Raw genomic sequence first — 21,750 nt, 5'->3', positions numbered from 1 at the left:
GTGTGACTGCGGTAACAATATGGGGGAACGCGGGACGGCCGGGACGAGTTCCGGTCCATCGCGGCAAGTTGGTGGACCCGCCGAGCCGGGCGGGTTCAGAAGGCCGGAGGCGCGCTGGGGTTCCCGGGGTGTCTCCACACAGACAGGGGTACTTCGATGACGGCCACCCTTCCCGGAACCTCGCGTTCTGCCTACCCCCGGGTCCGCCCCGGGACCAGCAACCCCCTCGGCTCCGAGGAGACGATCCTCGGGGAGGGTCGTCAGGAATGGGTCGCCCAGGCCCGCTGCCGCGACATCGACCCGGACGAGCTCTTCGTCCGCGGCGCCGCCCAGCGTAAGGCCGCCTCGATCTGCCGGCACTGCCCCGTCCTGCTCCAGTGCCGCGCCGACGCGCTCGACAACCGCGTGGAGTTCGGCGTGTGGGGCGGCATGACCGAGCGTCAGCGCCGCGCCCTGCTCAAGCAGCACCCCGAGGTCCGGTCCTGGGCGGACTTCTTCGCCCAGCAGATCCAGCGCCACTCCGACACGAACTGAGGAACCCCGGCTCACACCCGCGGGTCTACGGCGTCAGCCGCAGAGTTGATCGCCCACCGACCGCAGCGCCTCGAGATTGGAGATCTCGAAGGGCAGCGACGGCACGCCGACGATCGCGACGTCCGGGTGGGTGCTGGTGAACGACTCCAGCAGCCGCACCTCCCGCGTCGCTGTCCGCGCCCGGTCGGCGTGGATCCGCAGCACCGCCTCCGCCTCCGGGTTGCTGTCCGCGAGCCGGTCCGCCGCCGCACACGCCTGCTCGGCCGTGAGGTCCGTGAGCCGCGGGTGGGTGCGGTTGACCACGACCCCGGCCAGCGGCATCTTCTCCTCCGAGAGTCGCTCGGCGAAGAACGCGGCCTCCCGCAGCGCGGGCCGCTCCGCCGACGAGACCACGAGGAACTCCGTGCCCTTGCGGCGCAGGATCGCCTGCGTCCGCGCCGCGCGCGTGGTGAACCCGCCGAACGTCGTGTCCAGCGCTACCACGACCTCGGAGGCGTCCTTGAGCATGCTCGAGCCCACCACCGTTGACACGCCGCGCAGCGCGGTACTCATGGCGCCGGTGACGAGCCGGCCCACGCCGCGGCCCGGCGCCGAGAGCAGCCGCATGAGGCGGCTGTCGAGAAACGACCCGAGGCGCCGGGGCGCGTCGAGGAAGTCCAGGGCGTTGCGGGAGGGGGGAGTGTCGACGACGACGAGGTCCCACGTCGAGTCGTCGAGCAACTGCCCGAGTTTCTCCATGGCCATGTACTCCTGCGTGCCGGCGAAGGAGGTGACCATGGTCTGGTAGAAGCGGTTGTCCAGGATCGACTTCGCCTTCTCGGGCGTGGTGTTGGCGGTGACCAGCTCGTCGAAGGTTCGACGCATGTCGAGCATCATCGCGTGCAGCGAGCCGCCCGCCTCGGCCACCTCGGGCTCGAGCTCGACGGGGGACGGCTCGTTGGACAGGTCGTCCACGCCCATCGCCTGGGCGAGGCGCCGCGCGGGGTCGATCGTGAGGACCACGGTGTGCCGGCCCAGTTCCGCTGCGCGTAGCGCCACGGCCGCGGCGGTGGTGGTCTTACCCACGCCGCCGGCGCCGGTGCAGACCACCACCCGGGTCGCGGGGTCGGAGAGCAGTCCGGCGATGTCGAGGCGTCGTGTCATGTCAGCGCACTCCCTGGTCGACGAGGGCGGAGGCGAGGTCGTAGAGATCGGCGACCTCGACGCCGTGGGGCAGGGCCGGCAGGACCACGGTCGAGCAGCCGGCCGAGGTGAGGCGCTCGCCGGCCTCGAGCTGGCCGGTGGCCACGCGGGCGTGTTCGATGGCCTGGACGAGCAGACCCTGCAGGCCCTCCTCGTCGAGCTTCAGGCCGGCCTCGGTGAGCCCGTCCAGGACGGCCTCGGCGTCGATCTGCTCGTCGGCGATGCGCGCGAGCCCGTCGTCGTCCAGGTGTCGTGGCTCGGCGCGGTTGACCACCACCTCGCCCACCCGGATGCCGTGCCCGGCGAGCTCCTCGACCGCCTCGATCGTCTCCTGCACGGGCAGCGACTCGAGCAGCGTGACCAGGTGCACCACCGTCCGCGGCGAGTGGACGAGCTCGGATACGGCTTCGGCCTGCCGACGGATCGGCCCGCCCGCCGCGAGGTCGGCCATCGCGGTGGTCACGTCGAGGAACTTGCCGATGCGGCCCGTGGGCGGGGCGTCCACCACCACAGCGTCGTACGAGACCTCCTTCTTGGTGTGCTCGCGCGTCACCACCTCGTAGATCTTGCCGGTGAGCAACACGTCCTTGAGGCCGGGCGCGATGGTGGTGGCGAACTCGATCGCCCCCACCGTGCGCATGGCCTTGCCCACCATCCCCAGGTGGTAGAAGGTGTCGAGGTACTCGAGCATCGCGGCCTCGATGTCGATCGCCAGCGCGTACACGCGTCCGCCGCCCTCGACCTTGGCCACCAGCTCCTCGCGGTAGGGCAGCGCCTCGCGGTCGAAGGCGCGGGCGATGCCCTGGCGCTCCTCGACCTCCACCAGCAGCACCCGCTGCCCGCGGGAGGCCAGCGCTAGCGCCAGCGACGTGGCGACGGTGGTCTTGCCGGTTCCCCCCTTCCCGGACACGTAGTGGAGCTCGGCGCGTGCCGAGTTCTCGGACCACCCGGTGGAGAGCGCGTCGGCGATGGTCGCCTGGGTCGGCGGCGCCGCGGACTGGGACGTGGAGGGCATGGGTTCCACCCTAGGCGGCGGAGGCCCTCCTCGCGGGGAGGTGCGCCATTCCCTAGAGTGGGGCGCATGAGCGAGACCGACGCCACAGCCGCGAGCCCGGCCCGGTGGGAGTACGCCACCGTCCCGCTGCTCACCCACGCCACCAAGCAGATCCTCGACCAGTGGGGCGGTGACGGCTGGGAGCTCGTCTCCGTGCTGCCGGGCCCCACGGGTGAGCAGCACGTCGCCTACATGAAGCGTCGGCTCTGATGCCGGACTCCGACACCCCCGGCTACTGGACCCGCAAGCTCGAGCAGCTCGGGATCGAGCTCCCGACCGTCGTGCCACCGGTGGCCAACTACGTGCCGGCCGTGCGCTCCGGCGCCTACATCTTCACCTCCGGCCAACTCCCGATGGTCGACGGCGCGCTCGCCGCGACCGGCAAGGTCGGCGCCGAGGTGTCCCCCGAGGACGCCGTTGAGCTCGCCCGCCGCTGCGCCCTCAACGCGCTCGCCGCGGTTGACGGCCTCGTGGGCATCGACTCGGTGGTGCGGATCGTCAAGGTCGTGGGCTTTGTGGCCTCCGCGCCCGGATTCGGCGGCCAGCCGGCCGTCGTCAACGGCGCCTCCGACGTGCTCGGCGAGATCTTCGGCGACTCCGGTGTGCACGCCCGCTCCGCTGTTGGCGTCTCCGAACTGCCTCTGGACGCGCCGGTCGAGGTCGAGATGGTCGTCGAGGTCGAGGCCTGACCGACATGAGCTCCGGCCTCTCCCCGATCCGGTTCCCGGCGTACGAGACGCTGCGACCGGTCACGGATCTGGCCGGGGTGATCCTCTGCGACAACCCCTCGGAGATGACGTTCGAGGGCACCAACACGGTCGTCCTACGTGCCCCGGGCTCGCCCACCTCCGTCGTGGTGGACCCCGGACCGGACGACCGCGGGCACGCCGAGCGGGTGGCCGCCCTTGCCGGGGCGGTCGAACTCGTCGTCGTCACCCACCGCCACGCCGACCACACCGACGGCATCGACCAGCTGCGCGACGCCCTCGCCGCGCAGGGGGAGAGAGTGGGCGCGGGCGCGGGAGGTGCCGTGCCCGTCCGCGCGGTGCAGGAGAGGTTCTGCCGGGACGCCGCGCCGCTCGACGACGACGAGGTGGTGCACGCCGCCGGACTGGACCTCACCGTGCTCGCGACGCCCGGACACACCGCCGACTCGGTGTGCGTCGAGGTCCGGCGGGCCGGCGCCGGGTTCACCGCCCCCGCCGACTGCGTGGTGCTGGGCGACACGATCCTCGGCCGCGACTCGACCGTGCTCGACTCGACCGACGGCGACCTCGGCGACTACCTGTCGAGCCTCGACACCCTGGCCGCGCGAGCCGACGGCGTGACGGGCATCCCCGGCCACGGGCCCGACGTGGAGAACACCGCCCGCGCCGCCCAGGTCCTGGCACGGCACCGGCGCGACCGGCTCGAGCAGATCGTGGCCGCGCGCGCCGAACTCGGTGCCGACGCCTCCGCCGCGGCGATCACGCAGCACATCTACCGCGACGTCTCGCCGTTCCTGCTCACCGTGGCCGAGCAGTCCACGCTCGTGGCGCTGCGCTACCTCGACCGCCTGGACCGCGACGGCGCCTGAGCGCTGCGGCTGGGCCTGCTGCCGACGGCGGGTGCCCCGCGGTGAGGCGCTCCCCAGCCCTGCCGAAATCGGCGAGTCGATCGCGGGATCGGCGACCCCCACATGGGGTGCCGATTCATCGGCGGAGTCGCCGATTTCGGGAGGAGCGGGCGCGGGGCGGGGTCAGCGGGCGCGGCGGGCCAGGCGCTCGGTGTCCGAGATGATGACCGACTTGCCCTCGAGGCGCAGCCAGCCGCGGTGCGCGAACTCGGCGAGGGCCTTGTTGACCGTCTCGCGGGAGGCGCCGACGAGCTGGGCGATCTCCTCCTGCGTGAGGTCGTGGGTCACGCGGATGTTGGCGCCCTCCTGCGTGCCGAAGCGCTGGGCCAGCTGCAGCAGGGCCTTGGCGACGCGGCCGGGAACGTCGGTAAAGATGAGGTCGGCGAGGTTGTTGTTGGTGCGCCGCAGGCGGCGCGCCAGGACGCGCAGGAGCTGGTCCGAGATATCGGGGCGCTCGGCGATCCACCGCTTGAGGGCGGTGCGGTCCATGGACTGGACGGCGACGTCGGTGACGCACACGGCCGACGAGGTGCGCGGGCCGGGGTCGAAGATGGACAGCTCGCCGAACATGTCCGACGGGCCGAGGATCGAGAGCAGGTTCTCGCGGCCGTCGGGTGCCTTGCGGGAGAGCTTCACCTTCCCGGAGGTGACGATGTACAGGCTGTCGCCCTGCTCGCCCTCGCGGATGATCACGTCGCCCTTGGAGTACTCCTCCGGGGTGAGATCGGCACGCAACGCCGTGACGGCTGACGGCTCGACACCCTGGAAGATGCCGGCGCGGGTGAGAACGTCCTCGGCGGACTGGTCCGTGCGGCGATCGATCGTCACTGTGGGTGACCTTCCGTTTCGGGCGCCGGCCCGACTGGGCCGCGCCAAGGCGTGCGTGTGGCGAATGCCACTGTAGTCGGTGAAGCCCTCACGGGCGCGGCAACGCGCGGGTGACCCGCGGTCGATTCCGCTGTGGCGGCAGCGGAGAGGGGTTCGGGCTCAGGCCCGGCCGGGGCCCGCCTCGGCGTCGGACGGGTCGGGCTCGGAGAGGATCGCGGTCTCGAAACGGTCCATGAGCAGCGCGAAACCGGCGATGAGAACCGGGACGAGGACGACGAGGATTCCCTGCATGCCCCCAAGTAAACACGGTCCCGGGGGGAGGGCGCGGGATCGACCCGCCGGTGCCTTACCCACATCCGGGGTCACTCGGGCCGTACTCTGGACGACATGCCCGACCCCGCTACCGTTCCCGCCCGGCGGCGCCGGCGTCCGGGGGCAGCCGCGAGGGGGGTCGAGACCGACCTCGGGCGGACCCGGCGCGCCAGGCGCATGATGCGCGATCTCGAACGCGCCTTTCCGCACGTCTACTGCGAACTCGACTTCACCACCCCCCTCGAGTTGAGCGTGGCCACGATCCTGTCCGCCCAGTGCACGGACAAGCGGGTCAACGAGGTCACCCCCGCCCTGTTCGCCCGCTACCGCACGGCGGCGGACTACGCGGCTGCGGACCCCGAGGAGCTCGAGGCACTCATCCGCCCGACCGGCTTCTACCGCAACAAGGCGCGCAGCATCCAGGGGCTCGGCGCGGCGCTGGTGGAGCGGCACGGCGGCGAGGTCCCTGGACGGCTCGAGGACCTCGTGAAGCTCCCCGGCTTCGGCCGAAAGACGGCCAACGTCGTGCTGGGCAACGCGTTCGATGTCCCGGGCCTGACCGTCGACACCCACTTCATCCGGCTCGTGAACCGCTGGCGTTGGACGGCGGAGCCACTCACCGACGCCGTACGGATCGAGCGCGCGGTGGCGCGCCTGCTGCCCCGCCCGACCTGGACCGACGCGAGTCACCGGATCATCTTCCACGGCCGCCGCGTGTGCCACGCCCGAACCGCCGCGTGCGGTGCGTGCGTCCTGGTCGACGACTGCCCGTCCGCCGGCGAGGCCGGCCCGCTCGACCCCGTGGCCGCCGCCCGGCTCGTGGCCGGGCCCGAACGCGACCACCTGCTGGACCTCGTCGGCCTGGGCGAGGCGTCGTGAGTACGTCGGCGCGTTGGACGGCCGTGGCCCTGGTGGCGCTGGTCGGCGTCGTCGTCGCGCTCCTCACCACCCTGGGTGGCGGCGGGGGTGGACAGGGCGCCGCACCCGCGCCGACCCCCTCCGCGCCGCCGGTGGGCACCCCGCCCACCGACGAGCCGCACACGACCCTCGAGCCCGAGGCGCGCGAGGCCTCCGGGCTCCCCGAGTGCCGCGACCGGGCCGCCGCCGCGACGACCGACGGCCCCGTGGCCGGGTTCCTGGTGCGGTGCATGGACGACGGCACCACCACCATGCTCGGCAAGATCCAGGCCGGGAAGCCGATGCTCGTCAACCTGTGGGCCTATTGGTGTGAGCCGTGCCGCCGCGAGCTGCCCGCCCTCCAGGCCGCGCAGGCCACGCTCGGCAACAGCGTCCGCGTGGTGATCAGCCACACCGACCCGTCCGAGACCAAGGGACTGGACACGTTGGCCGCGCTCGGGATCGACGAGCTCATCTCCGTGTCCGACCAGGACGAGGAGCTGCCCACGCTGCTCGGCGCGCCGCCGGTCCTGCCGCTCACCGTGCTGGTCCGCGAGGACGGCAGCGTGGCGCGGGTGCTCATCGAGCCGATGGACACCGAGCAGGAGATCCTCGACGCCGTGTCCGAGCACCTGGGGGTGACGGCGTGACCCACGCTCCGCGGCCCGGCGACGTGATCGGCGTGCCCCACCCCGGCTGGATGGACCCGCTCATGGCGGCGTGCACCGACGGCAGCTTCGACGGCCTGCTGCCCCGCCGGCGCCCGCCCGAGGACCGCGGGCCCAACGAGATGGGCCGCCCGCACCGCGACGCGGCGGTGCTCGTGTTGTTCTCCGGCTCGTCCTCCGACCCCGGCCCGCGGCCGCCGGAGGACGCGCGGGTCCTGCTCACCCACCGTGCCCCGACCCTGCGCAACCACTCCGGCCAGGTGTCCTTCCCCGGCGGCGGCGTGGACCCCGAGGACAGCGGGCCCGTCGAGGCGGCGCTGCGGGAGGCCTGGGAGGAGACCGGGCTCGAGCGCGACGGCGTGGACGTGCTCGCGGTGCTGCCCGAGCTGTACATCCCCGTGTCCAACTTCTCGGTGGCGCCGGTGCTGGGCTACTGGCGCGAGCCCATGGAGGTGGACGTGGTGGACCCGGCGGAGACGTCCCGGGTGATGACGGTGCCGGTGAGCCAGCTCCTCGACCCGGCCAACCGCTTCCTGCTCCGCCACACCACCGGTTGGACCGGCCCGGCGTTCCACCTCGACGACCTGGTCCTGTGGGGATTCACCGCCGGCATCCTCGCCGCGATGTTCCACTCCGCCGGCTGGGACCTGGACTGGGACACCGACGACGTCCGCGACCTCGAGACCACGTTGGCCGCCTCCGCCAACGGGGAGCGGTACCGCATGTCCGCCGAGGAGGCGCGCCGCGAGGCGGACCACGCCGACGCGATCGCCGACCGCACCGTTGCCGGGGTCCCCGGCGTGCGCTCGGGTCACCGCGACGAGGAGCCGCTGGACCTGCCGGCGGACGACCCGAGGCGGGGATACCGGTGACGGGCTCGCAGTGGCTGGACCTCGCACTGTTCGCGTTGGCCGCTGCGGCCGCCATCTCCGGGTGGGTCAACGGCGCGGCGGCGTCGGGTTTCGCGCTGCTCGGCGTGGGCATCGGCGCCACCTCGGGCCTGCTCGTGGCGCCGCACCTCGTCCGCGAGATCGACGCCCCGGTGGGCCGGCTCATGGCGGGCCTGGCGGTGGTGGCGATGATGGTGGCGATCGGCCAGATCGCCGGCGTCACCATCGGGCGCGCCGCCCGCCGCTACCTCAACGGCACGGGTGCCCGGCTCGTCGACAGCACCCTCGGCGCCGGGTTCCAGGCCGCGGCCGTGCTGCTCGTGGCGTGGCTCGTGGCCATCCCGGTGGCGGCCCAGGAGGGGCCGGGGCTGGGCAAGACGGTGCGCGGGTCCACTGTGCTGGCCAAGATCGACGAGGTGGCGCCCGATCAGCTGCACAAGATCCCGGCGGCGTTCACCTCGGTGCTCGGCACCACCGGCTTCCCCGACATCCTGGGGCCCTTCGGCACGACCCCCATGCAGGAGGTGCCGCCGCCGGACCCGGTGCTCGCCGGGTCGGAGGTGGTCAACGCGGTACGTCCGTCGGTGCTCAAGATCCTCGGCCGCGCAGAGTCGTGCAGCCGCGCCCTCGAGGGGTCCGGCTTCGTGGCGGCCCCCGGACTCGTCATGACCAACGCCCACGTGGTGGCCGGCACGGACTCGGTCAGGGTGGAGACCGTGGACGGCGAGCTCGACGCCCAGGTGGTGGTCTACGACTCGGGTGTGGACATCGCGGTGCTGCGGGTCCCGGGCCTGCAGGCTGCGCCGCTGCCCTTCGCCCCCGAGCGGGCCCGGACCGGCGACGACGCGATCGTCGTGGGCTTTCCGGGCAACGGCCCCTACCGGCCCGACGCGGCGCGTATCCGCGAGAGGGTGACCCTGCGCGGCCCCGACATCTACCGCGAGCAGACCGTCGAGCGCGAGGTCTACATCCTGCGCGGCACCGTCCGCGAGGGGAACTCCGGCGGCCCGCTGCTCACCCCGGCCGGGCAGGTCGTGGGCGTGGTGTTCGGCGCCGCCATGGACACCGCGGACACCGGCTACGCGCTCACCGTGGAGCAGGTGCTGCCCCAGCTCGAGGCGGCCGTGGACGCCGACGGTGCGGTCTCCACCGGCAGTTGCGTCGGCGCGCGGTAACGGCCGGCACCGCGCCTCGTCGCTCGGAGCCTGCGGGGCCGGGGCGTCAGACCCGGCGGGCGAAGTCCACGACGAGCCGCGACGTCGCCGGCGGGGCCTCCATCGCCGGGTAGTGCCCCGCGCCGGCCACCAGCGCCGTGTCGAAGTGGCGCGACCAGGGCCGCGAGGCCGCGAGGGTGGCAGGCAGGATGAACCGGTCCTCGGCGCCGCTGATCCCCAGCACCGGCTGCTCGAGGACGCGCGCGACGGTGCGGCGGAAGTCGCGGCCGTCGGGGCGGAACTGGCTGCGGACCATCCAGCGCCGGCTCTCCAGCGACAGGTGCGCCACCTTGGGGATGAGCATGGCGCGCCGCAGAAGGTCCGCGGTCTCGCGGAAGTCGTCGGTGTGCGGCCAGATGGGGCCGGAGCGGGCGCGGAGCATCTCCTCGACCGCCGCCGCCCCGTCGGCCCGGAGCCGGCGCTCCGGTAGCCGCGGGGTCTGGTCGGCGAGCAGCCGCGGCACGAAGGCGCGGCGCTGCGCCGGGTCGCGCAGGGCGGCACGGCGGGCGGCGAGGGGGTGGGGAGAGCCGACGACGACGAGGCCGCGCACCGCCCGGGGCCGGCGATACGCCGCCGTCCACGCCACGAAGCCGCCCTCGCCCTGGCCCACGATCACCGCGTCGGCGTGGCCGAGCGCGCGGATGAGGTTGGTGACGTCCGACGCGAGCGTCCACGCGTCGTAGCCGCGGGGCGGCTTGTCCGAGTCGCCGTGCCCGCGCAGGTCCACGGACACGGCGTGGAACCCCGCCTCGGCGAGCGCCACCATGGGCGCCCGCATGGTCCACCAGATGCCGCCCAGGCCGTGGATCAGCAGGACCAGCGGCGGGAGCGCACCGGGTGGGGCGTCGGCGGGGAGCGCCTCGGCCACGTGGAGGCGGATGCCGTTGGCCGAGACGTCACGGTGCCGCCACGGACCGTCGACCCGGACGATCGACGGGTCGGGCGGCCGGCGGGCCGGAGACCTCAGTTGCGCACCGACGGGGTGGGCGTCTCCGTGGTGCGGACCGTCCCGGCCCTGGGCGCGTTGCCGGTGGGCATGGCCAGCTTGAGATCCTGCACCGAGTCGATCGTGCGCTGCGGCTTACGGATCTTCTTGACCTTGAGGTAGCCGAGCAGACCGAAGACCGCGGCCAGAAGGACCAGGACCACGAAGACGATGAGGAAGCCCATCCAGTCCCACGTCTTGGTGCCGAACCACATCGAGATCAGCTTGGCCCACATGAAGACGAACGGGAAGAAGGACATCACCAGGAACAGCAGCGCGGCCACGAAGAAACCGGAGCCGGTCGCGGCCTTCTTGACCTGATCGGTGACCTCGGTCTTGGCCAACTCGATCTCCGCGCGCAGGAGCGTGGAGACCTGGGTGGAGGCGTTCTTGACCAGGGTGCCGATGCTCGCGTCACCGCGGCCGATGGAGTCGGCGTCGTGGAGGGGGATCGAGGCCTCGGACGGCGTGTGGGTTCCCTGGGCGTGGCTCACGATTGCTCCTTGTGTCGTCAGGTGGCGGGTGCACCGGGGTCCATCGTGCCACGGCGGGGCGCGCTCGCAAGCGCTGCGTGCCGCGCGCCCCGCCGTGGCCGACGTCCGGGGACGTCAGCCCCTCGTGCCCTTGGACTTGATCTGGTCCATGATCGTGGGGTCGGCGAGCGTCGAGGTGTCGCCGTTCTCCTTGCCCTCGGCCATGTCCTTGAGCAAACGCCGCATGATCTTGCCCGAGCGGGTCTTGGGCAGCTCGGGGACGATCGTGATGTCCCGCGGCTTGGCGATGGGCGAGATCTCCCGGGACACCTCGGCACGCATCTCGTCGATGAGCCTGAGGTTCTCGTCGTCATCCCCTCCCTTGCCCTCGCGGAGGATCACGTAGGCGACGATCGCCTGGCCGGTGGTGTCGTCGGCGGCGCCCACGACCGCGGCCTCGGCGACCGCGGGGTGGCCGACGAGGGCCGACTCGACCTCCGAGGTGGAGATGCGGTGGCCGGAGACGTTCATGACGTCGTCGACGCGGCCCAGCACCCACAGCGCGCCGTCGGAGTCCCACTTGGCGCCGTCGCCGGCGAAGTAGTAGCCCTCCTCGGCGAAACGCGACCAGTAGGTGTCGCGGTAGCGTTCCATGTCGCCCCAGATGCCGCGGAGCATCGCCGGCCACGGCTCGGTGATGACGAGGAAACCCTGCTCCTCGCGGGGGAGCTCGGCGGCGTCGCCGTCGACGATCGCCACCTCGATGCCCGGCAGCGGCCGCATCGCCGACCCCGGCTTGCACTCGGTGACGCCGGGCAGTGGCGAGATCATGATGGCACCCGTCTCCGTCTGCCACCACGTGTCGACGATCGGCACGTCGCCGCCGCCGATGTTGTCGCGGTACCAGCGCCACGCCTCGGGGTTGATGGGCTCGCCGACCGAGCCGAGGAGGCGGATCGACGACAGGTCGTGGGCGGCCGGGATCTCCGTGCCCCACTTCATGAACGTGCGGATGAGTGTGGGCGCCGCGTAGTAGATGGAGACGCCGTACTTCTCGATGATCTCGAAGTGCCGGTGCTCGTTCGGCGAGTTGGGTGTGCCCTCGTAGACGATGCACGTGGCTCCGTTGGAGAGGGGGCCGTAGACGCCGTAGGTGTGGCCGGTGACCCAGCCGACGTCCGCCGTGCACCAGTAGACGTCCTCGCCCACCTTGTGGTCGAAGACGACGTGGTGCGTGTACGAGGCCTGCGTGAGGTAGCCACCCGAGGTGTGGACGATGCCCTTGGGTTTGCCGGTCGTGCCGGAGGTGTAGAGCAGGAACAGCGGGTGCTCGGAGTCGAAGGCCTCGGGGGTGTGCTCGGTGGGCTGCTGGGGGACGACCTCGTCCCACCACACGTCGCGGCCCTCGGTCCAGTCCACGTCGATGCCGGTGCGGCGCACCACGAGGACCGTCTGGACCGACTCGGCGTGCCCGTCCACGTCGTCGGGGGCGTCGGAGAGCGCCTCGTCCACGGCGGCCTTGAGCGGCGCCGGCTTGCCGCGGCGGAACTGCCCGTCGGCGGTGATGACGACCTTGGCCTCCGCGTCGTCCACGCGCGAGCGCAGCGCGGCGGAGGAGAAGCCGCCGAAGACCACCGAGTGCGTCAGGCCGAGGCGGGCGCACGCCAGCATCGCCACGTACGTCTCGGGCAGCAGCGGCATGTAGATGGCCACGCGGTCACCGGCCTGCAGGCCCAGCGAGGACAGGTAGTTGGCCGCCCGGCTCACCTCGTCCTTCAGTTCGGCGTAGGTGATGTCGCGCGCGTCGTCGGTCGGCTCGCCGATCCAGTGGATGGCCACCCGGTCGCCGTTGCCGGCCTCGACGTGGCGGTCCACGCAGTTGTGCGCCACGTTGAGCCGGCCGTCGACGAACCACTTCGCGACGGGGGCGTCGGACCAGTCCAGGACCTCGGACCAGTCCCGGGCCCAGTCGAGGCGCCGGGCCTGCTCGTCCCAGAACGCCAGGCGGTCCGCCGCGGCGTGGTCGTAGAGGTCCGCCTGCGCGTTGGCCTGCTCCGTGAACGCGGCGGCGGGAGCGTAGGAGGCGGGGTGGTCGTGTTCGGTCATCAGCGGGCTCTCCTCGGGATCGGACGCACGGTCGGGCGACGGCACAGCGGCCGGGGAGCGTCACGGTCACCTGCCCGGCCGACCGCTGTGAGGGTAATCACACTACCGCCGTGGGGGACGAGGCCACACCCGTCCGGGGGACGACGCGCCGACCCCTCCGTGATTTCGCGAGGTCAGGCCCGGTCCGGGGACTCCTCCGGCCTCTCGGCACCGGGGGCGGGCTTCACGTCCGGCTTCGGTCCGGTCGTCGGCTTCGGCGCGGCGGCCCGGTCGCCCTTCTCCGGCTTCGGCGCGGCGGCTGTGACCGCCTTGTCGGTCTTCTTCCCGTTCGGCTCGTCGGCGGGCTTCGGAGTCGGCCCCGGGTCGGTGTCGGTGGCCCTCGTCGTCGTCGCGCCCTTCTCCTCCTGTGCCGCGTCGCCCTTCGCCGGGCGCGTGGCGCCGCACGCGTCCTGCGGCCCCGTGCCACGTCCCGCACCCGGGCCACGCCCCGCACCGGCGTCCGCTCCGGGCTCTGCGGCGTCGCGGCTGCGCGGGGGGATCTCGACGCCGTAGTGCTCGAGGAGCTCGATCTCCTGGTCGGGGGTGAGCCCGTCCTCGGTGTGGTCGGGGCGGGGGGAGTCACGCACGGCGGAGCGCGTGTGGTCGACGTGGAGCTCGCCGTCGAGGAGCCGGGCGCCGTGCAGGGGGACGATCGCGTCGGAGGAGAAGATGCCCGTGGACACGGTGGCGAAGGTGATCTTGCCGGTGCCGTCGTCCACATACACCTGCCGGACGGCGCCGATCTTGGTGCCCGCCGAGTCGAAGGCCGTCGCGGCGAGAAGCGAGTCGAGCTGGTCCTTGAGGGTCACGTGGCCTCCGGGGGTCGAGGTGGTCGACGGGACGGGGGTGACGGCCCGCTCCAGCCGATTACACCAGCTCGACAACGGTTGAGTGCGGTGTCGCGACACGTGTCGCCGGATCGCGGCGTCGCCGAACTCGCCGGATGGGCGGGTCGGTAGCCTCGACCGGGTGACGACCGACGTGCCCGACCCCCTCGCCCCGCTGATGTCCCTGCCCGGTGTGGCGGAGGCGTCCGAGGCCGCGCGGTCGGCCCTGGCCACCGTCCACCGCCACCCCGCCAACCGGCGCGGCTGGGCCACGACGGCGGCTGAGTCGGTGCTGCGCGGGGCGCGGGCCTCGGCGGGAGTCGAGGGCGCATCGGTGCGGCTCGACGGAGACGAGGTCGACGACGAGGTGCTCGCCGCCGCACTGCGGGTCGCCGGGGGGCTGACCGGGGAGTCACTCGACCGGGCCGTGGCGGTGTGGACGCGCTCGCCGCTCCAGCAGCTCGCGCACCTGCACCTGTTGGCCGCGTCCGGGCCGGGCGTGGACCCGGCCACGCTCGGCCGGCCGCGCGCCGACGCCGGGGTGGCCGAGCGGCTGCAGGCGCTGGCCGAGCTGGTCACGGGCGGCACCCGCGTGCCGGCGCCCGTGCTCGCCTCGGTGGTGCTGGGCGAGCTCATGGCCCTGCAGCCGTTCGGGTCGGCGGACGGGCTGGTGGCGCGGGCCGCGTTCCGGCTCGTCGGGGTGGCGACCGGGCTGGACCCGCACGGCCTGGGCGTGCCCGAGGTGAGCTTCTACCGCGATCCCGCCGGGCACCGCGCCGCACTGGACGGCTTCGTCGCCGGCACAGGCGACGGCGTGGCCGCATGGATCGTCCACTGCTGCGGCGCGCTGGAGGCCGGGGCGCGCGAGGCGACGTCGATCGCCGACGCCGCGGGCGGCTGACGGCCGACGGGGCCCGGGCCGGGCTCCCTGCCCCGGGCTCCGCGCACGTGAATGGCGGGCCGGCACATCCGTGCCGGCCCGCCTGCTTCACTGCGATTCCGTCGAGGGATACCGGGTACCAGGCGTCCTGTGGTAAGCCGTGTGTGCCGGCCCGGGACGACCGTCGGCGACGATCGGCGCGGACTCCACGGCTGGTTCGCCTCTCGGGCATTCTCCGTCGCGTGGGTTCCGGAATGTCGACGACGGTGGCGAGGGCGGGGGATCGTGACTTCTCTTCCGCCGCGACCCTGGCGTCTCCGCCACCGTGACCACAGCATGCCGCCCCTTGCGCGTCCCGGACGATGGTGGAAACCCACAAATCTTCGCGGAGGACCGTGGTGGGGTCCGGCTATCGTGCCCGAGCCGCTCGGCGTCGCACGATGAGTGATTGGGACGTGGCACCGCGGGCGGGCCCGCAGTGCGGTGCGTTCAACGCTCCCGGCGTGCGGCGAGGGCGTAGGAGCACGCCGCCGCGCCCAGGGCGAGCACGAGCGAGGCGACGCCGACGATCGGCCCGGTGGCCGGCTCGATCGACGGCAGCAGCGGCATGGGGTTCTCGAAGGTGAGAATGGGCCAGCCGCGCTCGAGCGCCTCCCGCCGCAGGACGCGGTCCGGGTTGATGGCGGTGGGGTGCCCCACCTCCTCGAGCATCGGCAGGTCGGTCGAGGAGTCGGAGTAGGCGTAGCAGGAGTCGAGGTCGTAGCCGTACCGCTCGGCGAACACGCGCACCGCCTCGGCCTTCCCTCTGCCCTGGCAGTAGAACTCGATCTCGCCGGCGTACCGGCCGTCGGCGTCGCGGGCCATGCGGGTGCCGGCGTAGTGGTCCGTGCCCAGCATGCGGGCGATGGGGGCGACGAGCTCCTCGCCGGACGCGGAGACGATCACCAGGTCGTGCCCCAGCGCGCGGTGCTCGGCGAGGAGGTCGCGGGCCTCGGCGAAGACGGTGGGGCGGACGACCTCGGTGAGCGCCTCGGTGACGATCTGTTCGACCTTGGCCGGCTCCCAGCCCTTCGTCGCGGCGGCCATGGCCTGGCGGACCTTGGCCATCTGGTCGTCGTCGGCGCCGGAGAGGCTGAAGGCGAGCTGCGTGTAGGCGAGGTCGATGACGGACCGGCGGGAGAGCAGCCCCTCGTCGAGGAAGGACTTGTTGAAGGCGAACACCGACGAGGTGGCGATGATCGTCTTGTCGAGGTCGAAGAACGCGGCGACCCTCCGAGGGCGCCGCGAGGACCGTGGACCCGGTCGATGTTGCGCGGTCACGATCTCCACGATACGGACCCCGGGGCGGTCCTTGCGCTCGTCCGCACGATCGGTGATACTTGACATGCCCGCAAGGGCAATCCCCCTATATGGTGCTCAGTTCGTCCCCCCTTGAACTGAGACAACAGAGAAGCCGCGGCACCCCCTGCCGCGGTTTCTCGCCATTTCGGCGGTGCCGCGCGGGTTCTCCACAGCCCCCGGGGCATCTCCACAGGCGGCGCCCGCGCGGGCCGTTTCGCGGGGGTCGGGGCCCGCCGGGTGCGCCACGCTGGGCCCGTGACCGACCACCTCCCCGCCGCCGCGGCCGCACGCACCGTCGCCCTCGACGTGGCGGACCCGGACCTGGACGCCGACGTCCGCGCCGTCCTCGCCGCGCTCGCGCTGCCCACCCACCACGGGGGCGGACCGCCCGCGGACGTGCTGGTCACCGACCTTCCCGGCGGGGGTGTGGCCGGCGGGGCGGCGCGGGTGATCCGCGTGTGTGTGGACGGGTCCGGTGACGACGACGAGGTCGTCCCCCTGCCCTCAGGGACCGCCCGCCTCGTGGCGCTGCTGACCGCGCCGGTCGCCGCGTCGGCCGGTCGCCTGGTGGCCGTCGCCGGCGCGGTCGGCGGCTGCGGCGCCAGCGTGCTCGCGGCGGCGCTGGCGGTCCGGGCGGCGCCCCGGGTGCGGTCGCTGCTCGTCGAGTGCGATCCCCGGGGCGTCGGCCTCGACCTGCTGCTGGGCCTGGAGTCCGAGTCGGGCGCCCGCGTGGCGGACGTCCGCGCCGCACTCGGCGGCCCCGACCCGGACGCGCTGTGGTCGGCGGTCCCGGCGGCGGTGCCCGGCTGCGGGGTGCTCGCCCGCGGCCGATCGACGGAGGACCGCGCGGGCGGGGGCGAGGCCGCCGGTGCGGCCGGGGCCGCGTTCGCCCACCGGGACGCCGGCGGGCTCGCGGTCTGCGATGTGGGCGCGCCCCGCGACGAGGACCCGGTGCTGGGGCGAGCGGATCTCGTCGTCGTCGTGACCCGGGCCGACCTCGCGGGGGCCCTCGCGGCCCGCCGGGCCCTCGCCGCCGACCCCGTCGGCCCGGCGGAGCGGGCGGCGCTGGTGGTGCGGTCCCTCCGGGGCGACCCGCTCCACGCCGGGGACGTGGCGAACTGCGCCGGTGCCGGGAGGTGGCACGCGCTGCCGGAGATCGCGGCGGTCCGGCGCCTGGCGGGGGCCGGCGACCTCGGCCGCGCGCTCTCCCGCGGGGGCGGACGGGTACGCGGCCTGGCGCGGCTCGCGGACGGGCTCCTCGGGGATGTGGGCGTCGATGGGGACTGACGACGGGGTCGGCACCGGTCTGCCGGCGGGGCTCGTGGACCGGGTGCGGACGCGGCTGGCCGGGCTCGGGGTGGAGCCGGAGCCGGACGAGGTGGTGCGCGCCGTCCGGGCCGAATCAGGCGCGCTGCACGGGCACCTGGACCTGCTGCGGACCGCTCGGCTCGTGCGGGAGCACCTCGCCGGCGCCGGGCCGCTCGAGGCGCTGCTCGCCGGGGACGGGGTGACCGACGTCGTGGTGGACGGGCCCGGGCCCGCGATGGTGGACCGCGGCCACGGGCTCGAGCCGACCGACGTCGTGGTGCGCACCGAGGCCGAACTGCGGGCACTGGCGGTGCGGCTGGCCGGGCGCGCCGGGCAACGGCTCGACGACGCCCGGCCGTGGGCCGACGGTGTGGTGCGCTCGCGCGACGGGATGGCGTGGCGCCTGCACGCGGTGCTGCCGCCGGTGGCGGTCGACGGCACGTGCCTCTCGCTACGGGTGTCGAGGCCGGCGCGCGCGACGTTCGACCGCCTCGTGGCCTCCGGGGCCGTGCCGGAGGAGGTCGAACCGCTGCTGCGCGCGATCGTCGCCGCGCGGGTCGGCTACCTCGTGGTGGGCGGCACCGGCTCGGGCAAGACCACCCTGCTGGCCGCGATGCTCGGGCTCGTGCCGCCGACCGAGCGGCTGCTGTGCGTGGAGGACTCGCCGGAGCTGCGGCCCGACCACCCGCATGTCGTCCGCCTGGTCGTGAGGCACGGCAACGTCGAGGGCGCCGGCGCGGTGGCGATGAGCGACCTCGTTCGCCAGGCCCTACGGATGCGCCCGGACCGCATCGCAGTGGGGGAGGTGCGGGGCGCCGAGGTGGCCGACCTGCTGGCGGCGCTCAACACCGGGCACGACGGCAGCGCCGGCACCGTCCACGCCAACTCGCCCACCGAGCTGCCGGCCCGTCTCGAGGCTCTGGGCGCGCTGGGCGGGCTCGACCGAGCGGCGCTGTCGGCACAGGTCGCGGCCTCGTTGCAGGTGGTCGTGGGCATGCGCCGGCTCCCCGACGGCCGGCGGGCCGTGGACTCGATCGGAGTGGTGCGACGCGAGGCCGAGGGCATCGTGGTGGATCCGGCGTGGCGCGCCGACGGCGGTGCCGTTCCCGGGCGTGCGCGGTTCGACGCGCTCGTCGCGGGCCGGGCGGCATCGTGCTGACGCTGCTCGCGCTCGCCGGCGCACTCCTGGTGTGGCCCGATGGGGCCGCGTACGACCGGCTGCGCGCGGTGACCGGCGGCCGCGCGGCCGGTGGTCACGGGGCCTGGCGGGGGCTCACCGACCGTGTGCCCGTCGCCGTGGCGGCGCCGGTCCTCGCCGGCGTGGTGGCGCTCGTGGCCGCCGGGCTGCTGCAGGGCTGCGCAGCGGCACTGCTCGCCGCCACAGTGGCCGACCTGCGCGGTCGCGCGCGGGCGCACCGTGACCGGTTGCGCGCGATCGCGGCCTGGGAGCGGGCCCTGGACGAGGCCTCCTCGGCCCTGCGCGCCGGCGCCGGGCCCGACCTGGCGATGGACCGCGCGGCGGCCGTGGCCGGGGGCGACACCGCGGGCGGGACCGATGTGGCGGCGGTCCTGCGCGCCGCCTGCGCGCACGCCCGCCTCGGCGGGGACGTCCCCGCGTCGCTACGGGGAGCGGGCGATCCCGTGGCCGCGGATCTCGCCGGGGCGTGGCTGCTCGCGAGCCGACACGGCGTCCCGTTGGTCGCCGCGGTGGACGGGTTGCGTGCCGACGTGGCCGCCCGGCGGGAGCGGTCCGTCCGCGCCGACGCCACCCTCGCGGGCCCGCGCGCGACGGCCGTCATCCTCACCGCCCTGCCCGGCTTCGGTGTGCTCATGGGCTCCGGCTTCGGCGCCGACCCGGTGGGAGTGTTGGTCTCGGGTCCGCTCGGTGGGGTGCTGTGCCTGGTCGGCGCCGGCTTCCTCGCGGCGGGACTGATGTGGACCAACCGGATCGTGGACGGGGCCCGGGCGTGAACGCAGGGCTGGTGCTGCTCGCGGCCGCGCTGCTCGTCGCGCCCTGGACGGGGCCGGCACAGGAGCGGCTCCGTGAGCTCGGGGCGGCGGGCACCGATCGCCGGGTCGGGCCGTCGCCCCGCGGGGCTGAGGCGTTGCGTGGTGCCGTCTCGCTGCGCGGTGCTGGTGCGCAGCGTGGTGCCGTCGCGCTGCGCGCCGTGGCGGCGTGGTTCGGCCCCCGCCGCGGCGACGCCGCCCCGGCGGATGCGCTTGCCCGACTGCTCGACCTGCTCGCGGCCGCACTGGTCGCCGGATTGCCGACGCACGCCGCGCTGTCGGCGACCGCCGATGCTCTCGCGGCCACCCACGCCGTCACCGCGCCGCCGCTACGGGCGGCGGCTGCCCGGGTACAGCTCGGAGCCGGTGCCGCGGAGGCCTGGGCGGAGGTGCCCGGGGCGGAGCAGATCGCGCCCATCGCGTCGGTCCTGGCGCGCGCGACCGACGGTGGTGGATCTGTGCGGGCCGCGCTCGACCACGCAGCGCAGCGCCTGCGGTCCGAGGCCGACGCCGCGGCCGTATCCCGTGCCGAGCGGGCGGCGGTTCTCGTGGCCGGACCGCTCGGCCTGTGCTTCCTCCCGGCGTTCGTGTGCCTGGGGGTCGTTCCCGTCGTGATCGGCCTGGCCGACGGGATGCTGCCGGGAGTCCTGCCGTGAGCGGGCACCCGGCCACCGTGCTCCGGGGCGGACACGCCGCCTCGGTGAATGTAGAGGAGAACCGACATGACCATTACGGCACTGCGCACTCCGCGCCGACTCGTCCGCGTCCGCAAGGCGGTCACCAGGAGGTTCGCGCGCGCCCTGACGGGCGATGCGGGCATGAGCACGGTCGAGTACGCCGTGGGGACGATCGCCGCCGCGGCCTTCGGGGCGGTGCTCTACACCGTGGTGAGCGGCGACTCGATCCCCGACGCGCTCGGCGGGATCATCGAGCGGGCGCTCAACACCAGGGTGTGACGATGCTCCGCAGGCTCCGCGCGGCGATGGCGGGGGACGATGGCTCCGTGACGGTCGAGGCGGCTCTCGGGATCGCCTCGCTCGTGGTGGTGCTGGCCGTTGCCGCCGCCGGGGCCGCCGCGGCACTCACCCAGATCCAGCTCGTCGGCGCCGCACGCGAGGCCGCCCGGGTCGCGGCGATGTCCGGCATCGACGCCGGTGCCGCGGCCGGGCGGGCCGCCGCGCCGTCGGCGCACGTGGGTGTCACGGGCGGCGGCGAGTGGGTCGCGGCCGAGGTGTACGCCCCCGCCCGGGGCCTGCCCGGAGTGGAGCTGTCCGCCCGTGCCGTCGCCCGGGTCGAACCGGGTCTCGTGCCGTGAGTGGAGGGGTGACCTGCGCGGGTCGGCTGCGCCGGGCGGTGGACGACGACGAGGGGTCCATGACCGTCACGGCGGCGTTCGCCGCCGCTACCGTTCTCGCGCTCACCGTGGCCGTGCTGCTCGTGGGGCGGGCGGCCGTCGCGGCGCACTCGGCACAGGCGGCCGCCGATCTCGCAGCCCTCGCCGGCGCCCGCGCACTGCTGTTTGGGGAGGAGGCCTGCGCCGTGGCCTCGCGCGTAGCCGAGGCCAACCGGGCGAGCGTGGTCTCGTGCGCGATCGACGCCGACGACGTGGTCGTCCGCGCCGAGGTCCGCGTGGCGCTGGGCGCGGTCGGCGTCCGCGCGGCCACCGCGACCGCCCGCGCCGGACCGGTATGAGCGGTAACGCGCAGGCGCAAAGACACGGCGCGGGCGCCCGGGGCAGCAGCACGACGGGCCCGGACTCCGGTCCGCGGTGATTAGTGTGTGTGCATCGCGAATCCTCGGTGGCACCAGGTCCGCGATGCGGTGGCCCGGATCACCGCGCGGGTGCGCGAGATCGACCGCAGTCCGAGGATGGTCGACGGGGTCCGCCGTGTCCGACGGGCGCTACCCGGGGACTCCGGGTTCGGAGATCCGCTGTCCGCCGCCGGACGCGACAGTGCGGGAACGGTCGCCCGGGTGGCCGGCGTGCTGTTCGACGAGCAACCCACGGCCTCCCGCGAACTGACGCTGAGCGGGCTGCAGGTCTGGCAGGCATTGCTGGAACGCGCGGGAGGGGGATCCGGCGACGCGGAGGTCACGCTCGTGTTCACTGACATCGTCGGCTTCTCGGACTGGGCCCTACGGGCCGGTGACGAGGAGACCCTCCGCCTGCTCAGGGCGGTCTCCTCCGCCACCGAACCCCACGTCCGTCGGCATCGCGGGCACGTCGTCAAGCGGCTCGGCGATGGGATGATGGCTGTCTTCCCGGACCCTCAACTCGCCTACGACGCGGTCCTGGACTGCCTCGCGGGGCTCGAGGAGGTGGAGGTCGGGGGCTGGACGCCGCGGATCCGGGTCGGGATCCACACCGGGCGCCCCCGGGCGCTCGGCGGCGACTACCTCGGCGTGGACGTCAACATCGCCGCCAGGCTCGCGGAGCGGGCGGGTGCCGGCGAGATCCTCGTCAGCGGGCCGGCCATGGAACGCCTCGACCGGTCACGCGTCGAGCCCCGCCGTAAGCGTTCCTTCTGGACGAAGAGGGTCAAGGGCGTGCCCGAGGGGATCGAGATCTACACGGCGTCACCGCGGTGAC

At 74.1% G+C, this 21,750-nt stretch carries 26 protein-coding genes; 17 read left to right on the top strand and 9 right to left on the bottom strand.

From position 1 onward, the window contains the following. Window positions 1-156 precede the first annotated feature (156 nt). Window positions 157-534 carry a WhiB family transcriptional regulator gene (locus tag ACH0BZ_RS11725; protein WP_406898546.1) on the top strand — a complete coding sequence of 126 codons (378 nt, stop codon included), beginning with the start codon at window positions 157-159 and terminating at the stop codon, window positions 532-534. Window positions 535-567: 33 nt separating this feature from the next. On the opposite strand, the gene ACH0BZ_RS11720 is transcribed toward ACH0BZ_RS11725, so the two are convergent. Then, on the bottom strand, window positions 568-1,677 hold the full coding sequence (locus ACH0BZ_RS11720) for an ArsA family ATPase (protein WP_406898545.1): 1,110 nt from the start codon (window positions 1,675-1,677) through the stop codon (window positions 568-570). A gap of 1 nt (window position 1,678) precedes the next feature. Further along, the gene (locus ACH0BZ_RS11715; protein WP_406898544.1) at window positions 1,679-2,731 is read right to left on the bottom strand and encodes an ArsA family ATPase; all 1,053 of its coding nucleotides are present in this window, start codon (window positions 2,729-2,731) and stop codon (window positions 1,679-1,681) included. Between the two features lie 66 nt (window positions 2,732-2,797). Between ACH0BZ_RS11715 and ACH0BZ_RS11710 the strand changes: the two genes are divergently transcribed. Genes ACH0BZ_RS11710 through ACH0BZ_RS11700 form a run of 3 tightly spaced genes read left to right on the top strand, consistent with a single transcriptional unit; the run spans window position 2,798 to window position 4,346 of the window. Further along, window positions 2,798-2,980, top strand: coding sequence for a hypothetical protein (locus ACH0BZ_RS11710; protein ID WP_406898542.1), 183 nt, complete (start codon window positions 2,798-2,800; stop codon window positions 2,978-2,980). Further along, window positions 2,980-3,459, top strand: a complete 480-nt coding sequence (locus ACH0BZ_RS11705; RefSeq protein WP_406898541.1) for a RidA family protein — start codon at window positions 2,980-2,982, stop codon at window positions 3,457-3,459. Before ACH0BZ_RS11710 ends, ACH0BZ_RS11705 begins: the two co-directional genes overlap by 1 nt. 5 nt (window positions 3,460-3,464) lie before the next feature. Next, a complete protein-coding gene (locus ACH0BZ_RS11700) occupies window positions 3,465-4,346 on the top strand; it encodes an MBL fold metallo-hydrolase (RefSeq protein ID WP_406898540.1) in 882 nt (293 codons plus the stop codon). Between the two features lie 162 nt (window positions 4,347-4,508). Here the strand turns inward: ACH0BZ_RS11700 and ACH0BZ_RS11695 are convergent, their stop codons facing one another. Both ACH0BZ_RS11695 and ACH0BZ_RS11690 read right to left on the bottom strand, forming a co-directional pair. Beyond that, window positions 4,509-5,213, bottom strand: coding sequence for a Crp/Fnr family transcriptional regulator (locus ACH0BZ_RS11695; RefSeq protein WP_406898539.1), 705 nt, complete (start codon window positions 5,211-5,213; stop codon window positions 4,509-4,511). 159 nt (window positions 5,214-5,372) lie between these two features. Beyond that, entirely contained in the window at window positions 5,373-5,504 is a 132-nt protein-coding gene (locus ACH0BZ_RS11690; RefSeq protein WP_406898538.1) for a hypothetical protein, read from the bottom strand. A 198-nt stretch (window positions 5,505-5,702) separates the two neighbouring features. Here ACH0BZ_RS11690 and nth point away from each other — a divergent pair, with 198 nt between their 5' ends. The 4 genes from nth to ACH0BZ_RS11670 are packed head-to-tail and all read left to right on the top strand — an operon-like array spanning window position 5,703 to window position 9,155. Then, the gene (gene nth / locus ACH0BZ_RS11685) at window positions 5,703-6,404 is read left to right on the top strand and encodes an endonuclease III (protein WP_406898594.1); all 702 of its coding nucleotides are present in this window, start codon (window positions 5,703-5,705) and stop codon (window positions 6,402-6,404) included. Further along, on the top strand, window positions 6,401-7,072 hold the full coding sequence (locus tag ACH0BZ_RS11680) for a TlpA family protein disulfide reductase (protein WP_406898537.1): 672 nt from the start codon (window positions 6,401-6,403) through the stop codon (window positions 7,070-7,072). The genes nth and ACH0BZ_RS11680 overlap by 4 nt, the downstream gene beginning before the upstream one ends. A gap of 50 nt (window positions 7,073-7,122) precedes the next feature. Beyond that, window positions 7,123-7,962, top strand: a complete 840-nt coding sequence (locus ACH0BZ_RS11675; protein WP_406898592.1) for an NUDIX hydrolase — start codon at window positions 7,123-7,125, stop codon at window positions 7,960-7,962. Beyond that, window positions 7,959-9,155 (top strand): MarP family serine protease, encoded by a 1,197-nt coding sequence (locus tag ACH0BZ_RS11670; RefSeq protein WP_406898536.1) that lies wholly within the window; start codon window positions 7,959-7,961, stop codon window positions 9,153-9,155. Before ACH0BZ_RS11675 ends, ACH0BZ_RS11670 begins: the two co-directional genes overlap by 4 nt. 46 nt (window positions 9,156-9,201) lie before the next feature. Here ACH0BZ_RS11670 and ACH0BZ_RS11665 read toward each other — a convergent pair whose 3' ends face one another. The 4 genes from ACH0BZ_RS11665 to ACH0BZ_RS11650 form a co-directional block, all read right to left on the bottom strand. After that, window positions 9,202-10,062, bottom strand: a complete 861-nt coding sequence (locus ACH0BZ_RS11665) for an alpha/beta fold hydrolase (RefSeq protein WP_406898535.1) — start codon at window positions 10,060-10,062, stop codon at window positions 9,202-9,204. A 95-nt stretch (window positions 10,063-10,157) separates the two neighbouring features. Continuing rightward, entirely contained in the window at window positions 10,158-10,673 is a 516-nt protein-coding gene (locus ACH0BZ_RS11660) for a phage holin family protein (protein WP_406898534.1), read from the bottom strand. 114 nt (window positions 10,674-10,787) lie between these two features. Then, window positions 10,788-12,758: an acetate--CoA ligase gene (gene acs, locus ACH0BZ_RS11655; protein WP_406898533.1), complete on the bottom strand. Its 1,971-nt coding sequence runs from the start codon at window positions 12,756-12,758 to the stop codon at window positions 10,788-10,790. Between the two features lie 173 nt (window positions 12,759-12,931). Continuing rightward, on the bottom strand, window positions 12,932-13,606 hold the full coding sequence (locus tag ACH0BZ_RS11650) for a PRC-barrel domain-containing protein (protein WP_406898531.1): 675 nt from the start codon (window positions 13,604-13,606) through the stop codon (window positions 12,932-12,934). A gap of 172 nt (window positions 13,607-13,778) precedes the next feature. Between ACH0BZ_RS11650 and ACH0BZ_RS11645 the strand changes: the two genes are divergently transcribed. Then, a complete protein-coding gene (locus tag ACH0BZ_RS11645; RefSeq protein ID WP_406898591.1) occupies window positions 13,779-14,525 on the top strand; it encodes an oxidoreductase in 747 nt (248 codons plus the stop codon). A 468-nt stretch (window positions 14,526-14,993) separates the two neighbouring features. Here ACH0BZ_RS11645 and ACH0BZ_RS11640 read toward each other — a convergent pair whose 3' ends face one another. Continuing rightward, on the bottom strand, window positions 14,994-15,824 hold the full coding sequence (locus tag ACH0BZ_RS11640) for an HAD family hydrolase (RefSeq protein ID WP_406898589.1): 831 nt from the start codon (window positions 15,822-15,824) through the stop codon (window positions 14,994-14,996). A 276-nt stretch (window positions 15,825-16,100) separates the two neighbouring features. Here ACH0BZ_RS11640 and ACH0BZ_RS11635 point away from each other — a divergent pair, with 276 nt between their 5' ends. The 8 genes from ACH0BZ_RS11635 to ACH0BZ_RS11600 all read left to right on the top strand — a co-directional run bounded on the left by ACH0BZ_RS11635 (window position 16,101) and on the right by ACH0BZ_RS11600 (window position 21,749). Further along, on the top strand, window positions 16,101-17,132 hold the full coding sequence (locus ACH0BZ_RS11635; RefSeq protein WP_406898529.1) for a chromosome partitioning protein: 1,032 nt from the start codon (window positions 16,101-16,103) through the stop codon (window positions 17,130-17,132). Continuing rightward, the gene (locus ACH0BZ_RS11630) at window positions 17,122-18,312 is read left to right on the top strand and encodes a TadA family conjugal transfer-associated ATPase (RefSeq protein WP_406898528.1); all 1,191 of its coding nucleotides are present in this window, start codon (window positions 17,122-17,124) and stop codon (window positions 18,310-18,312) included. Before ACH0BZ_RS11635 ends, ACH0BZ_RS11630 begins: the two co-directional genes overlap by 11 nt. Further along, window positions 18,306-19,124 (top strand): type II secretion system F family protein, encoded by an 819-nt coding sequence (locus tag ACH0BZ_RS11625; protein WP_406898527.1) that lies wholly within the window; start codon window positions 18,306-18,308, stop codon window positions 19,122-19,124. Before ACH0BZ_RS11630 ends, ACH0BZ_RS11625 begins: the two co-directional genes overlap by 7 nt. After that, window positions 19,121-19,816 carry a type II secretion system F family protein gene (locus ACH0BZ_RS11620; protein WP_406898526.1) on the top strand — a complete coding sequence of 232 codons (696 nt, stop codon included), beginning with the start codon at window positions 19,121-19,123 and terminating at the stop codon, window positions 19,814-19,816. Before ACH0BZ_RS11625 ends, ACH0BZ_RS11620 begins: the two co-directional genes overlap by 4 nt. 66 nt (window positions 19,817-19,882) lie before the next feature. Continuing rightward, on the top strand, window positions 19,883-20,116 hold the full coding sequence (locus ACH0BZ_RS11615; RefSeq protein ID WP_406898525.1) for a DUF4244 domain-containing protein: 234 nt from the start codon (window positions 19,883-19,885) through the stop codon (window positions 20,114-20,116). A gap of 2 nt (window positions 20,117-20,118) precedes the next feature. After that, window positions 20,119-20,475 carry a TadE family type IV pilus minor pilin gene (locus tag ACH0BZ_RS11610; protein ID WP_406898523.1) on the top strand — a complete coding sequence of 119 codons (357 nt, stop codon included), beginning with the start codon at window positions 20,119-20,121 and terminating at the stop codon, window positions 20,473-20,475. Window positions 20,476-20,483: 8 nt separating this feature from the next. Beyond that, complete coding sequence (locus ACH0BZ_RS11605) at window positions 20,484-20,852, top strand: Rv3654c family TadE-like protein (protein ID WP_406898521.1); 369 nt, start codon at window positions 20,484-20,486, stop codon at window positions 20,850-20,852. A 129-nt stretch (window positions 20,853-20,981) separates the two neighbouring features. Beyond that, a complete protein-coding gene (locus ACH0BZ_RS11600; RefSeq protein ID WP_406898520.1) occupies window positions 20,982-21,749 on the top strand; it encodes an adenylate/guanylate cyclase domain-containing protein in 768 nt (255 codons plus the stop codon). Window position 21,750: the final 1 nt, after the last annotated feature.

The organism is Dietzia sp. 179-F 9C3 NHS (assembly GCF_045369825.1).
In the GTDB taxonomy this organism is placed as follows: Bacteria; Actinomycetota; Actinomycetes; order Mycobacteriales; family Mycobacteriaceae; genus Dietzia.
This window is presented reverse-complemented; position numbering and strand designations above follow the sequence as displayed.

Coding starts and splice junctions, on each gene's coding strand:
- ACH0BZ_RS11700 (WP_406898540.1), top strand. CDS start 3,465: ATGAGCTCCGGCCTCTCCCCGATCCGGTTCCCGGCGTACGAGACGCTG.
- ACH0BZ_RS11630 (WP_406898528.1), top strand. CDS start 17,122: ATGGGGACTGACGACGGGGTCGGCACCGGTCTGCCGGCGGGGCTCGTG.
- ACH0BZ_RS11715 (WP_406898544.1), bottom strand. CDS start 2,731: ATGCCCTCCACGTCCCAGTCCGCGGCGCCGCCGACCCAGGCGACCATC.
- ACH0BZ_RS11705 (WP_406898541.1), top strand. CDS start 2,980: ATGCCGGACTCCGACACCCCCGGCTACTGGACCCGCAAGCTCGAGCAG.
- ACH0BZ_RS11720 (WP_406898545.1), bottom strand. CDS start 1,677: ATGACACGACGCCTCGACATCGCCGGACTGCTCTCCGACCCCGCGACC.
- ACH0BZ_RS11725 (WP_406898546.1), top strand. CDS start 157: ATGACGGCCACCCTTCCCGGAACCTCGCGTTCTGCCTACCCCCGGGTC.
- nth (WP_406898594.1), top strand. CDS start 5,703: ATGATGCGCGATCTCGAACGCGCCTTTCCGCACGTCTACTGCGAACTC.
- ACH0BZ_RS11615 (WP_406898525.1), top strand. CDS start 19,883: ATGACCATTACGGCACTGCGCACTCCGCGCCGACTCGTCCGCGTCCGC.
- ACH0BZ_RS11675 (WP_406898592.1), top strand. CDS start 7,123: ATGGACCCGCTCATGGCGGCGTGCACCGACGGCAGCTTCGACGGCCTG.
- ACH0BZ_RS11610 (WP_406898523.1), top strand. CDS start 20,119: ATGCTCCGCAGGCTCCGCGCGGCGATGGCGGGGGACGATGGCTCCGTG.
- ACH0BZ_RS11710 (WP_406898542.1), top strand. CDS start 2,798: ATGAGCGAGACCGACGCCACAGCCGCGAGCCCGGCCCGGTGGGAGTAC.
- acs (WP_406898533.1), bottom strand. CDS start 12,758: ATGACCGAACACGACCACCCCGCCTCCTACGCTCCCGCCGCCGCGTTC.
- ACH0BZ_RS11690 (WP_406898538.1), bottom strand. CDS start 5,504: ATGCAGGGAATCCTCGTCGTCCTCGTCCCGGTTCTCATCGCCGGTTTC.